Source organism: Spartinivicinus poritis, assembly GCF_028858535.1.
Classification (GTDB): Bacteria; Pseudomonadota; Gammaproteobacteria; order Pseudomonadales; family Zooshikellaceae; genus Spartinivicinus; species Spartinivicinus poritis.
Map to the genome: position 1 here is coordinate 1 of NZ_JAPMOU010000076.1, position 14,227 is coordinate 14,227.

Sequence of the window (14,227 nt, forward strand, 5' to 3'; positions counted from 1 at the left end):
TGATAATCCATTATGAATGCTCGAGTATACAGCTTTTTGCCTGCTAACATAGTCCCCCAGGAATCCATATAGAGCCTCAAGTTTTTTGCTCCCAAAAAGTTGGGTGATATCCAGCATGTAATCAATAAAGCAAAAGAGGAAAAAAATTGGCAGGAATATGGATATTATTTCCTTTGTGATGCTCCTGCTATCGATATCAGTGTTGGTAATAAAGACCTCTCTATTACTTCAATTTGTGGGCCTAGACCTGAGGATGGAACAGCTTTGCCTGAGCCATCTCAAGAAGTCGTAGCGCTTAAAGATACCTTAAGTCAAATAAGCTATATGACGGTTGATTCATACGATGCAGTCACTGAAGTTGAGCCTCAACCTGCAGTAGACTTATCAAAATTAGTGACTTATAAAGTTTGGATAGAAAATGTATGGAATCCAACAGCCCCTCATATTGAAACGCGAGATCTCGTAAAAACTGATTGGGGCTATGAAGGCTCTAGCACTAAATTAAGAGCCTTTGAAAAATTCTATAAAGCATTACCTAACAAGCTTGCAGCATATGGAAACTGGTTAGAGAATGTGTGGATTCCAACAGGTCCTCATATTGAAACGTTTGATTACAGAGTCACTGACTGGGGTTACAGAGGTTCTAGTTCTAGATTAAATGCTTTTGAAAGTTTTTATAGCAAGTTTGCTGATAAGTAGTAAATATAGGGGGGGAACATAGCTCCCCCTATCTGCATGAACACTACATCTGGAGTAAATCGATTAACGAAAGCTTTCTGCATCAGAAGTGTATAATTACTTTATCCAATTAGCACGCTGATTCAGGCTGTTAAAAGTGTTATGGCAAATTGTGGGGTAATGACTACAGTTTCAATAATAACGTTTTAATAAAGTGAAACTGCAAAAACCAAGGAATAAAATATGATAGCCCCCGTGAGAGCCTCTGATACGCCATTTGCAGTAGAAGTAAAAGCTGGTATGTGTTATTTCTGGTGTGCCTGTGGTCGTAGTAAAAACCAACCTTTTTGTGATGGCTCCCATTCTGGCACTGGTATTACCCCAATTAAATATGAAGCAGAAGAGTCTAAAAAAGTATTTTTTTGTGGCTGTAAGGTAAGCCAGCATAAGCCATTGTGTGATGGAAGCCATAAGGACACCTCCAAAAATATATCTAAGCAGAAATAGACAGCTTACTATGAAACGGATTTTTCAAGGTGTTTTGTTATGGCTGCTTACCATAGAGCTAGTACTAGCAGCAAACTTGCCCTTTAAAGTGGAAACCTTGATAAATGATTTGCGTTACCCTTGGGGGATGGCTTTTATAACAACTACTGAGTTATTGGTTACTGAAAAAGGCGGTGCGGTTAAATATATTCAGCTTAATAAACAATCCAGTAAAACTATTGCTACTTTGCCCGTTGCTCAAGTGGGGCAGGGTGGTTTATTGGATATAGTGCTACACCCTAAGTTTAAGCAAAATCGCTGGGTCTACCTGACTTATAGTAAAGCCGTAACTGGTGGTTATACCACAGTTTTAGCCAGAGGCACTTTTAATGAGGGGCGGCTTGAACAAATAAAAGAGTTACTGCTTACCTCAGCAGCTAGCCGAACGAGTCGCCATTTTGGCTCAAGAATAGTGTTTGATCAGCAAGGCTATCTCTATATGACTATTGGTGATCGAGGAGACCGTCGTAATTCTCAGCGTTTAGATACCCATGCTGGTAAAGTGTTAAGATTAACTGCTGAAGGTAAACCAGCAACAGATAATCCCTTTATTAAAACAGTAAATGCATTACCAGAAATTTATAGTTATGGGCATCGTAATCCTCAGGGTATGGTGTTTGATAACACAGCCCAACAACTCTGGTTGCATGAGCATGGCCCTAAAGGTGGGGATGAAATTAATTTAGTTAAGGCGGGGGTGAATTATGGCTGGCCAGTGATTACCTACGGCCGAGAATATTCAGGTGATGTTATTACAGAGAAAACCCATGATCCTAATATGGAACAACCCCATTGGTATTGGGTGCCCTCTATCGCACCTTCTGGAATGGCTTTATATCGTGGTAATCAATTTAAAAATTGGCAAGGTGATTTTTTAGTGGGAGCTTTAAAAGATAGGTTATTAGCCAGGGTAACCTTAACAGGAGTACAAAAGGGTAAAGAGCAGCGTTATGACTTTTATAAACGTATCAGAGCAGTCACAGAAGGCCCAGATGGTTTTGTTTATTTGCTAACCGACCAAAGCCCTGGGGAGTTGTTAAGGTTGCTGCCAGAGTAGCTGTATTTCTTAAGTTTAGTAAGAATTGCAATATAATATATGTGCATATAAAAACGCTTTCTTTCCAACTCATATCATTTACAGCTTAGAATATCCGATAACTGGTCATTATCGCCCATAATCTATCGTTAACTGAAACTTTCAGTTTAGGCCTTGAAAAGCTATCAATTACTAGTTGTGAAAAATGCGAACAACTGTTTGTAAACCGAGACTTAAACCCTTGTGGTCTAGATAAAGACTATGTTCCTGAAGATATAGATGTAATCATCTACGATGGAGGCACATATGAAGGCAAACAGTTATGTGAGCTTTGTTTGCCTCATAGTCATCGCTCGGGGCATTCATCGTGAGTACACACCTAATCGGGTAAGAGCTAGTATCTACCCACGCCACCCAACTAAGCTGTCTACTTAAACACCACCAAGCGGTCATATATTCCCTGATAACTACTGATAAGTAGGTATTTTCCATAAAGAACTAAGCTATGCATTAATTGCATCAGATAGTGGATGCACATTTGATATAAAAGTTAATTTCATATTGACAAATCATTTAAGTTTGTTGAGAATCAATCGTATGTTACGTTGATGTAACATTTTAAATGACGTTACCGAGTAGACTAACTGCTTATATTTAGCCAACCTGTTCAAATAAATAGCATTTGCATTACAGGAATTAATTGTGATTAAAAAATTATTAGTTTTACCAATTATTCTTACATCTCAAATTTGCTTAGGCAGTAACCAAGTTTCTGATAACCCCATGAGTTACTCCTGTACTTCTCAAGAGTCAATAATAAACGAGTTTTTTCAGTTGCAATCGGGAAATGCTGAAATTACCGGTGGGTGTTTAGCCACTGTTGGTGGTAAAAATACGCTTTATGTGAAAGGTGCTACAACTGTTCAGGTAAACTTTCCGAATAGTTATTTGAAAAGTGAGTCGTTGAAACTTGCAAAATTTATTGATAAAACCACAGGTATGCAAATTGGTTATACTCCGGAAACACTAACTAATGATTGGATTCATGATGGTAATGTTAGAATCGAATATGATATCAAAAATTTAGCTACAGGTTTAATCGAGCGCACTGGTGTTAAAAAACTACTCAACACGAATTTTTCATACAAAGCAAAATGTAATGAAGCTACTTTTCAAGCTTATAGCGTCAAACCAAGGTTTATATTAAACAATAACCAAATACCTTTTCATGACATCAATGCCTTTGACATGATTGTTGACTGTCGATAAAAGAGAGGAATTTAACTATTCTTTATTAGTGGCATTTTCTTGATGGAAGTGCCATAGATATACATGCCAATGGCTTTGATAAGAAAAATCCATCAATGTAATTTTAATGAAATTAGATATGTGGGTAGTAGAATGAGATATTTATTAGCCGTTTTCTCTGTGATAGTCATGAGCAAAATCCAAGCACAAGAAATAGTAGCCAATAAAGGAAAGTACTTTGATTATTACCATATGATGTACCAGCTAGAAAGTGGGAAATATAAAGTAAATTCGAACTATGGATTTAATGAAGGTGGTCAATTTGAAGTACTAGTACCTAAACAATATTTTCCTGTATCAGCTCCAAATTGTAAGGAAAATATAATTATTAGAATGCCTCGGTCTGAAAATGAGGCAAAGAAGCAGGCATTGTATGAAAAGTTAGTTGCTCAAAAGGAAGTAAACGTTATTTTGGAGTTAAACCCTTATATTAACCTAGTTAACAAAAAACCACTTAAAGTTGAGCTTCAGTATTGTAATGTATTCTTCAGACATCGATCCGGTGATTACTACGATAGTTTATAATTCACATAATCAAAAAGATCCTTTCACCCCATCTAACACTCTTTAGTGAGGTTCCTCTTCAATTGGATTGATCGAAATACAATCAATATGTTGTATATTTCCTCGCAACTACCGATAAGTGATCGTTATCGACTGCTTTTGCAAAAGCTTGAGGTGAGGTAGAAGGAAAACAGAGCACTCAGTAGCTCTGAGAGTTTGATGGTTTAGTTTTATCACGACAGAAGGGTTAGCTAGTAGACAGTTTCAGTTAAAACACAGCATATATAGATACGTTAGAGTAACGTTCATTAATAATTATGTGCTTTAAGGCATTTGGGATCAGGAAATGGATAAAAAGTTAAAAGAAAAACTGCTTTCGATGTCTGAAGAACATTTCGAAAAGTATATCGGCTTTACTGAAGAAAAATGGCGTTTCATTAAGGCTCAGCTCAGTAATAGAGAGTTGGCTGCACCTGCAATTGTTAATTCATCTGCCCCTTTATTTTGCGTGAAATCTCTCGTATCAAATACCGGAAAAGCTGGTGGTGAGATTACGATAGATCAATACCTGGGGCGTACATTGGCACTGATTTTTGGAAGTTACACTTGCCCGATATTTAGATCACATACAAAAAGAATAAATGAGGTTTACAGAGAATTAAGAAAAGAAATAGCTTTTCTTTGCATATATGTATATGAAATGCATCCGCTTGATGGTTGGATGATACCTGTCAATTTAAAGGATGATGTAATATTTAACCAGCCTACAACACTAGCTCAGAGGGCAGCCATCGCGAATATATGGAGAACAAAACAGAGTATTTCAATGGATATTGCTCTAGATGATATGAACAACACTACTGATTCTCTGTACGCGGGCTCTCCCGAACGTCTTTATGTAATTAACGGTAACGGAATAATTACATATAGGTCACCAGAAGGCCCATTTGATGACTCATTTGTAGAGGAATGGTATAGGTATATCAAACAAGAGCTAAAGTAGCACTCAATCGGTTAAGTGCTGTTATCTAGCCAGCTTTCCCCGTACCACCCAGCTAAGCTGCCTACCCAAATTGATCAAACTACAACCAAACTGTCATTTACTTCCTGATAACTGCCACTAACAGGGCTTATCGTCAGGATACTTTTCACAGACATGTTTAGCATTCGTCCAGTCCAAAGTAATAGGTTAACGTTCAAATATAGATATATTACTACTAATAAACTGCATGTGTTTTATAGTTATATCATGTTGTTTTAGTTCATTTTCTAACTTTACATAATAATGCTTATCCACTTCTGCATTTACTATTTTCTGCGCTTTCGCTATTAAACTAACGTCATGTTTAGAGAACCCTCCAATTTGGGCGAAACATACACTTGAATATACATGTAAAATAAGTAGTATATTAGTTGTTACTTTTATTAGCTGAATAATTGATAATTTACTATCATGCTGTGTAAATTAAAGATAAGCTAAAGTATATACGCTCTCTGCTCTATTAGTGAAATTAAGGTTAAATAACTGTCATATAATCTATAGAAGTACATCTATCTTAATTTATTATAAATAATTATGAATATATGCCTTCTCGATTCGGTTCCGTTGCAAATAGGAGATGAAGTGCCTGATCAATATTTTTAAGCAGTGATTAAAATTTATATAAATTTTAATGTGATAAGTTACCGTTGCAATTCGCCACTTTATATGAGCCTAAAAACAATTAATTTTTAAATTGTCATTTAATATTACTAATAGCCTTTTCGCTATTTTTTTAATTTAACATGCTCCAATAAAATAATGGCTTGTTACGCATTGGTAACATTAATACCATCTACCTATCCATTTATTGTCATAGCACTCTAAAAAATTGAATGAGTTTAATTATATTGGCGGACTTAGGCTTCTAAATTTAAGTTTATTAGCTCAATAATTATGAGTATTAAAAATAATATTCAGTCCTATTTTCTTTAACTAAAAACTTAAAGCTATTTTAATATAACATTTAGGAATAAGTGTTCAGCATAATAGATGTGCAAGTTCATTTATTTAAACAGTGCTTCTTTAAATGGTAATCAAATTAAATCATGTCACATTTTTATTGAATGAAATTGTATAAAATTTGACCGCCTTTGATTATTCAAACAGTTAATTTAAAGCAAGGACTCTCAATGATGAAAGCTAGCCACCTGCTATCTCTAACCCTACTTGGCTTATCGATATCTGCTGTAAACGCTGATGAATATCAGCCACTAAAGTCCGGCAGTGGGCTCTGCCTTGACGTCTTCAACGCTGGAGTAGCTGATAAAACCCCTGTTACTCCATTTAGTTGCCATGGTGGTGCCAATCAGCAGTGGCTGATGGATAGCTTAGGGCGGCTTCATCCTAAGAATGCACCTGATAAGTGCTTAGCAGTAGGTCGTCATGTTACCTATAACAAAACCGCTTACATTACTCAGTGTAACAATGAAATGTACCTGCGCTGGCGTTGGTCCAAAAATACCTTACAAAACCAAAGTAACCCTTATATGGTGCTTGACTATTATGCTGACCGCCAGCTAATTGGTGTCTGGCAGTTTCATGGAGGACCAAACCAACAATGGGAGTGGATTAAATCAGAGAAGCCAACAACCACAACAAAACCTAATAAGCCTACTCAAACTAATGATATTCGCCACATTATGATATCTGTCAATGTGTGGGGAGATTATAATAACCGTGGCTGGGCAAGACAAAGTACACTTAGAGAAAAAGGCAACTTTAAGCTTTACAATGCAACTATCTACCCAGGCATAGCAGAGGGCTATGATTTAGGTAACCCTAAAAAAGGCTTGAAACAAGAAGATGCTTCATATCATCAAGAAAATGTGTTAAGTCAACAGCGCTTTATTAGTGTTCATGACATGCGAGGTGAAAAACAACCAAAGCAACATAGCACTGACTTATTGAAATTTTTTAAAAACTATATTGGTAAAGTCGTTAGTAAAGAAAGAAAAAATCACCCAAATAAAAGTTTACGTTTCAGCTTAATGGTTCATGGGCATGGTGGTGTTGGTTTAGGTAGTTTATTTGAGCGTCGACTATACCCTGAAGATGCAAGAGAGCTCTTTAATTACATCATAGAAAAAAGTGGTAATAAAATAGAGTTACTCGATTTAGCAACTTTATGTAATGAGTCATTTTGGGAAAATATTAGTAATTTCTATCCATATGCAAATTATATTTTAGCTTCGCAATATACTTCAGGAGGAATGAAAGGAAATATTAAGGCTGTTTCTGATATTCCTGAAGAGCTGTATCCTGAAGCATTTAACTCTTCTATGACCCTTAGAGAGATTGCAGAAGAGCGCCTAAAAAGAGTAGTTGATATTCGTTATGAAAACCAAACAGGTCCATCAGTCCCAAATGGGTCAACTCAAAAGTCCAAAACACTAATTGATTCTTCCCAAGTAGAGCCTTTTGTTTGTTCGTTAAAAGGCATCTACGGAAGTACTAAACCAAAGCAGCATTCCAGGGAGTCAAGTGTACATGATGTTAAACAGTATTTACTAGACCTAAAAGCTCATGGTGCTGATCAATATAAACTTAACCAATCGTTACAAGCCTTTGATCAAATGTTGATAAAGCATGTGACCAATGAATTTAAGTTTCCAGGGTTTTGGAAAAGTTATAGAAGCTATGGTTTAGGAATTAACCCAACTTTTTATAAATATACCAAGCCAGTTGGTAAAGACCTATTTGAAGCATTCTCTGAAGTGATGCACCAAAAGCCACAGTGTAAGTAAAAGTTGAAATAAAAAGGCCACTCATTGAGTGGCCTTTTTTTTAAGGGAATTTAATCAACATATAGCGTTGAGTAGAGCCTGTTGGGATTGAGCTTAAAGGTTTATCTTTCCTATTTCTTGCATGATATGTAAGCAAAAGATCATTTGAGTCTGTATCTGTAACCAGCATATTATGATAACTAATCCAGTTATCTCCCTGTTTATTTTGTAGTTGCACTATATCACCTGGCGACAGTAGATGCATTGCAGTAGAAGCGCTCGTTGTCCAACCAAGCTCTGTCGCATAGTTGTTTTTGTGAGCGAAATAGTCTCTGAATGGCCAAACAACACTCCAACTTGTTGACCATTCCCAGCTTCGATTACTACCTAAACACCAGAAAGGTGGAGAAGCTGAATAAGAATAAAACTCTGTATGGGTATTTTCATCTCTACATCCATCACCACTGCCTACTTTACTAAACCCTCCAGCTAACATTGCTTGACTTATAAAATTAGTGCAATCACTATCACCAAAATCAGGATAATGAGGACTTCGACTATCCCACCAAGTATATGCATAATCAATCGCATCTGTGCGATTGTATGTAGTTAAGAGAACTTTCCTACTGTCTACAGTTTTTTCCCCAATTATCGCTTCTTGAGCTTCTGGCTCCTCAGGAAAATCATGAAATACTGAACTCAACTCTTTTGAAGCATGTTCAAGAACCAAGTTTAATTCACTTTGTGATGTCAAAAATATAGAATGCTTACCTGTTAGCTCAGGGTATTCTCCTAGTAAGATATCTTTCAAAAATAATTGATAGTTCTCATCTTTTTTATTAACTTCAATAGCAACTCCTTTCTCCATCATGAACAACTTAATTATTTCCTCTCCCGTTAATTCACTATTAGCTAGAGCAATATGTGAAGATGTTATTATACTAATAATGATACATAACATTATTAATAAATTATTTTTTATGCAGCACATAGACTTCCCTTTCTTGAAGTTGGGGTGATATTAATCTGAACCACGCCTCCTTGGTATACGTAAAAAAACAAGCAAAAAATCACTTTATAGGGATTATTGCCAAGGTGACAAAAAAACTAATCGGCTGTAACTATTTCTTCAACTTTATGCAATTTGTTATTTATATCTTCAATTTTAATGTTGTAAGCAAGTTTATACTCAATATCCCTTACAATAGTTGCAAAGCCTGTTTCTGAATTAAATACAAGATTAATGTTTTCTGTGCCACCAGCAGTAGTTGTATAGGAAAGATTGGATATAGTTACAACTTCACTAACTGTGCTTCCAGTTAAGTGTAAGTGGGGCTTTTCTGTCTGCTGAGCACCTGGGTGCCAAAAATAATTTTGTTGTTGGTGAGTCCAACTACTCAAGTCAGTTTTATTGATTTTGGGAGGATTAACATAAGCCATAACAGTATCCTTTGAGCTTTACGGTAAGTATGCATTCGCCATCAAATCGAAAATTAGCTGAAAAATGGTAGGAAATAAAGATGATGGTTAATTAACCATGTCATCTCATATTAGTCATTATAGATGAGTTTGTATTAGCTATATTCAAGCGAATGTTTTACATCCAATTTATCATATACTTCCAATAACCGATTATTGCGCTTATCGGCTGGTTTTGGAAAGACTTCAGGTGAGGTAGGCTGGAAAAGGAGGCAGGCGGAGAATAACTACATTGTAATGCTTATTAACTATTCTAATGGAGTAATGAATATATCTCTGCAATGTTTACTAATCATATATGGACGCTTGCATGTTTAAAGTAACTCACAGTGGTACAAATCGTTTAGATATTTCATTGAGCGGCAAAATGGATTCTAAAGAAATGAATGCGGTATTAGATGAGCTTGCCAATAAAGCCAGGGATATTGAAAACGGAACCTTACTTTATGAAATCACTGATTTTCACTTTCCGACGCTGGGCGCAATCGCAGTAGAGTTCTCTCGTTTACCTGAGATGATTAAACTGATGAAAAAGTTTAAACGAGCAGCAGTATTAGCTGACAAAACATGGTTAAAAAAAGTAAGTGAGCTTGAAGGTGCCTTTTTCCCAGGTTTAGAAGTGAAGGCTTTTAACTGGAACCAAAAACTGGAAGCAGAAGCGTGGTTGTTAAGTTAAAGGACAGATTGTTTGGCAACCAATCTGTCATGTATTTCCTTGCAATTACCGATAAGTGGTGGTTATTGGCTGGTACGGATTACAACGGAAAAAGGTGACAGGAAAGGGCTTATTGCACTATAAAGATTATATAATTACAAACCATGGCAAATTCACCTAACGGCACATGTGGTATTTTTTGAAACAGTAGAGATTTTTTCAAGTTGTGATGGAGACGACTGTTATATGAAATATAAGTTTAACTCGATCATTCAGTTTTTAAAAGGCAAGCTCAATACTCTTGATCTAGATTTAGCTTATATATTAGCTAACAAGGAGTAGTTAATCATGAGGTTAATATGGATATACTGGCTATGGCTTGTACCAGCTGTATTTTTATCAACCTCCGTATCTAGTGCTACTCCAAAAAGCAATAATGAAAAGCTTCATTTATTAGTTATTAGCAGCTATCACCGAGAATATTTATGGTCTCAAGACACCCATCGTGGCTTAGTTGATGCACTTATCAAATTTAATTACCTTGACTCTAAACAACAAGCTGAAACTTTTACCAACACAGATAGGGTTACAAGTACTCGTGCAGTAATTCATAAGCTATGGATGGACACTAAGAGAAAAAACACTATCAAAGAAATTCATCAAACAGTAAATCGTATTATGAGTTTTATAGAACAGTTTAAGCCAAGCTTAGTCTTGCTGGGTGATGACAACGCTACTAACTATATTGGTAACCAGCTGTTAGACACTGAAACGCCTGTCGTTTTTTGGGGGGTCAATGGATATCCAGTTAAATATGGTCTTTTGGATAGCATAGAGCGACCTGGTCACAATGTGACAGGAATATATCAGGCAGGCTATCTGAAAGAAGGGGTAGATTATTTACATAAGTTACTGCCCGATCTAAAAACGTTTGCCGTATTATCTGATGACTCTCCCACAGGCCGCTCAAAAGCAAAAGAAATTAAGTATCTGGCAACGACTGGAGATCTGCCTCTGAAGCTAGTTGATACGGTAATTACAGGTTCACTGAAAGAGTGGCAAGAGCAAGCATTGGCACTTCAAAAACAAGTTGACGCATTTTTTATTCTCAACCACCACACTTTAAAAGATAACCAAAATAAATCTGTTGACCCACTAGCGGTAGGAAGCTGGTATTTAGAGCATATTAAGCGGCCTGATGTTGCTCATGAACGGCAGTTTGTAGAAGCAGGTATATTAGCCGCCGTTGATGACTCAGGCTATAAACAAGCATTTGAGGCTATGCATGTAGCACATCGCATCTTACAAGGAGAATCCCCTGCTACTATCCGCGTCTATGCACCAGAGCGAGGGGCTAGACTACTTAACCGCAAACGAGCTGCAATGCTTGGCTACAGTGCACTAGAAAAAAATAATGCACTAGTTGAGGAGTACATTGAGCATGCCCATGCTATGACCGCAAAAACAGCGGCGTTACAGAAATCCCACACTCAATAAATAGACGAGAGGCTTATGTCACTGTTTGCTCGCCTGCTTTCCTGGTCAATAATCTCTATATTTCTGGTTGTTGGCCTGCTTGCTTTCAGTAACTCTCATCATATCAGTAATATTGCAGTTCAATCTACTGATCAGCTATTAACCAGCCGTTTAAAAGCTATTGAAACTTATTTCTCAGACCAGTACATCACTAACATTCTGGATGACCTTAAGCTACTCAGCCAAGCCCCTAGTCTCAATAATTTGCTTGCAAGCCCTGAGCAGGAAAAAAAACTACACCGTGTAGAGGTGGCAAAGTTTTTTCAGCGGGTAGTCAAAACAAATACTTCATATAAAAAGTTAGAAGTGTTTGATACAGAAGGACTTCAACTGTTGGCTATCAGCCCAACCAAACGCTTTTATCAATATAATAACCTAAACCAATTATTCACAAACAATGCATTGCAAAACGAAAAAGCGGCCTTATTCAGTAGCATGTGTCAGGATCAGCATCGTCAAGTATTAACCTCATCCCCGCTTCCCACCGATGACGGCGACACCCTGCTTTATGCAGTGATGGGCCTCACTGATCCAGATATCGGTCGATTTGGTGGGGCAATTATAGTGACGGTTAGCTTACAAAAATTCTTTGATCGTTTGAATAAGCTATTCAAGCAAGCATCTGATAGTCAAACGTCAATGTATATTAAGTTAATTGATAGCCAAAATAACCGAACCCTAATAAATCTACAGAGTCATGTTTCTCCCATACCTGGTCAAGAATGGTTAGAGCCTATCCTCAACCTACTGCTCAATGATATTGATCTGGTTGCCCAGGGTAATTTACCCCTAGGCCCCTATCAGTCACATGCGCTTCAGTTAGAATTTGGCATTCCTAAAGAAGTTATTTATAACCAAGTAGTCAAATCACTTGCACCTGTGTTTTCAGCAGCAGGCCTTGTCCTCCTGTTAAGTATTGCATTCAGTGCCTTTATTTCTCGCAGCATTGCCTTGCCTATAACCGCACTAAGTAAAGCCAGTGGCCAGTTAAGCCAAGGTAACTTCTCAGTCACTGTTTCTGAAGAGGTACAGGGTAGCGAGCTAAAACAACTATCAAGAACCTTTAATAAAATTGGTAAAAGCTTACAAAGGTATACAAAGGAAATTTCATTTCTTGCATTTCATGATCCACTGACCAGATTACCCAACCGTATTAAGTTTATTCGCCATCTTAACAATATGATTGCCGATTTTAATAAAATTGACTCACAGGGAAGTGCATCTGGTTTCGCAGTAATATTTATTGACCTGGATGACTTTAAAGGGATTAATGACAACTTTGGGCATCAAGTAGGGGATAAGTTGTTATGTGCCGTCTCCCATTTAATTACGAACAACCTGCGAGCCAGTGACTTTATCGCTACTAGTAACGAACTCACTTGCTTACCAGAAAAAGACCGAGAAATAGTCGCTCGCATAGGTGGTGATGAGTTTCTTATTTGTTTACCCAATATTACCCAACCAGAGCAAGCATCTCATGTTGCTGAACGTTTGTTAACAGCCTTGCAACAACCTATTCAGGTTGATAAAGAAGAACTATTTATAGAAGCTAGCCTTGGTATAGTGTTATATCCCCAATCAGGAAAAAGTGCGGAAGAATTAATCAAATTTGCAGATATTGCTATGTATGCAGCCAAGGATGAAGGCAAACGAACTTACTCTCATTTTAGCCCTGAAATGAGCTTACACCTTAAAAATATTGCTGACGTTGAGCGGGATCTGCGTAAAGCACAGAATAATTTAGACCAATTTGAGTTATTGTATCAACCATTTATTGAAAAAGGTACTGGCAAGATAATTGGCGCAGAAGCCTTATTACGCTGGAACCACCCCTCTAAAGGGGTTATTTCACCTCATGTTTTTATTGGCATAGCTGAAACAACAGGTCTCATCTTGCCCATGGGCGAGTGGATAATCAACAAAGTATGCCAACAATTAGCCAACTGGCAGGGCGTTACTTCACCTGCATTCTATGTAGCAGTAAACCTTTCAGCCAAACAAATTCACCGGCAAGATGTTGCCACTATTCTTCAGGAAAAAATACAGCAATTCAGTATCTCTCCCCAGCAAATACATGTTGAAGTAACAGAAAGTTTACTCATGAAAGATGAAAATAAAGCAAAGAAAACCATAGATGCAATAAGAGATATTGGCATTCAAGTTTGGCTAGATGACTTTGGAACCGGTTACTCTTCATTAAGTTATTTACGTAAATTCCAATTTGATGGGGTTAAAATTGACCGAAGTTTTGTTAGAGATATCGATGATGACGCCCATGATCGAGCACTATGTACCGCTATTATTTCAATGGCAAAAAATATGAATATGCAGGTAGTCGCGGAGGGCATTGAAACCAAAACCCAAGCGGAGTTTCTAATCGAAAAAAAATGCTGTATTGGCCAAGGGTACTATTACTCAAAACCAATTTCTGCAGAGGCATTTGCAGCAAGTTTTTTCCAACGCAAAAAATTAGCGTAGTTCGTGTGAGTGAGTTTACTAAGACTTAGTAGCATTCAATTTAATGCAAAAAACTGGTTAATTTTTGTATAATAGTTAACCAGTTTGCACGTTATAAATCAACCACTTAGGGTCTTGCTACACACTGAGGCCAAAAGGGAATAAGGGTAATAATCAGCTTTAGTATTATAGCTAGAAAATCATAAAGTGACATAGTCGATTCGCTCAATAAACAGGCTGTATCTGAGGGTAGAGGCATTCTA

At 37.1% G+C, this 14,227-nt stretch carries 12 protein-coding genes; 10 read left to right on the forward strand and 2 right to left on the reverse strand.

The annotated features are described in order from the left end of the window. Positions 1-99 precede the first annotated feature (99 nt). The 7 genes from ORQ98_RS27140 (at position 100) to ORQ98_RS27170 (ending at position 7,858) form a co-directional block, all read left to right on the forward strand. Positions 100-699, forward strand: a complete 600-nt coding sequence (locus ORQ98_RS27140) for a hypothetical protein (protein ID WP_274691964.1) — start codon at positions 100-102, stop codon at positions 697-699. Positions 700-921: 222 nt separating this feature from the next. Further along, entirely contained in the window at positions 922-1,185 is a 264-nt protein-coding gene (locus ORQ98_RS27145; protein ID WP_274691965.1) for a CDGSH iron-sulfur domain-containing protein, read from the forward strand. A 10-nt stretch (positions 1,186-1,195) separates the two neighbouring features. Next, complete coding sequence (locus ORQ98_RS27150; protein ID WP_274691966.1) at positions 1,196-2,281, forward strand: PQQ-dependent sugar dehydrogenase; 1,086 nt, start codon at positions 1,196-1,198, stop codon at positions 2,279-2,281. A gap of 681 nt (positions 2,282-2,962) precedes the next feature. Beyond that, on the forward strand, positions 2,963-3,529 hold the full coding sequence (locus ORQ98_RS27155) for a hypothetical protein (RefSeq protein ID WP_274691967.1): 567 nt from the start codon (positions 2,963-2,965) through the stop codon (positions 3,527-3,529). A 132-nt stretch (positions 3,530-3,661) separates the two neighbouring features. Then, positions 3,662-4,093, forward strand: a complete 432-nt coding sequence (locus ORQ98_RS27160) for a hypothetical protein (protein ID WP_274691968.1) — start codon at positions 3,662-3,664, stop codon at positions 4,091-4,093. A 325-nt stretch (positions 4,094-4,418) separates the two neighbouring features. Beyond that, entirely contained in the window at positions 4,419-5,075 is a 657-nt protein-coding gene (locus ORQ98_RS27165) for a deiodinase-like protein (protein WP_274691969.1), read from the forward strand. Positions 5,076-6,244: 1,169 nt separating this feature from the next. After that, positions 6,245-7,858 (forward strand): RICIN domain-containing protein, encoded by a 1,614-nt coding sequence (locus ORQ98_RS27170; protein ID WP_274691970.1) that lies wholly within the window; start codon positions 6,245-6,247, stop codon positions 7,856-7,858. 40 nt (positions 7,859-7,898) lie between these two features. Here the strand turns inward: ORQ98_RS27170 and ORQ98_RS27175 are convergent, their stop codons facing one another. Together ORQ98_RS27175 and ORQ98_RS27180 are read right to left on the reverse strand one after the other, a co-directional pair. Continuing rightward, on the reverse strand, positions 7,899-8,828 hold the full coding sequence (locus tag ORQ98_RS27175; protein ID WP_274691971.1) for an amidase domain-containing protein: 930 nt from the start codon (positions 8,826-8,828) through the stop codon (positions 7,899-7,901). Between the two features lie 116 nt (positions 8,829-8,944). Next, on the reverse strand, positions 8,945-9,277 hold the full coding sequence (locus ORQ98_RS27180) for a hypothetical protein (RefSeq protein WP_274691972.1): 333 nt from the start codon (positions 9,275-9,277) through the stop codon (positions 8,945-8,947). A gap of 349 nt (positions 9,278-9,626) precedes the next feature. Here ORQ98_RS27180 and ORQ98_RS27185 point away from each other — a divergent pair, with 349 nt between their 5' ends. The 3 genes from ORQ98_RS27185 (at position 9,627) to ORQ98_RS27195 (ending at position 13,985) form a co-directional block, all read left to right on the forward strand. Next, positions 9,627-9,992, forward strand: a complete 366-nt coding sequence (locus tag ORQ98_RS27185; RefSeq protein ID WP_274691973.1) for a SpoIIAA family protein — start codon at positions 9,627-9,629, stop codon at positions 9,990-9,992. A gap of 327 nt (positions 9,993-10,319) precedes the next feature. After that, entirely contained in the window at positions 10,320-11,468 is a 1,149-nt protein-coding gene (locus tag ORQ98_RS27190; RefSeq protein WP_274691974.1) for an ABC transporter substrate-binding protein, read from the forward strand. Positions 11,469-11,483: 15 nt separating this feature from the next. Next, a complete protein-coding gene (locus tag ORQ98_RS27195) occupies positions 11,484-13,985 on the forward strand; it encodes a bifunctional diguanylate cyclase/phosphodiesterase (protein ID WP_274691975.1) in 2,502 nt (833 codons plus the stop codon). Positions 13,986-14,227 lie beyond the last annotated feature (242 nt).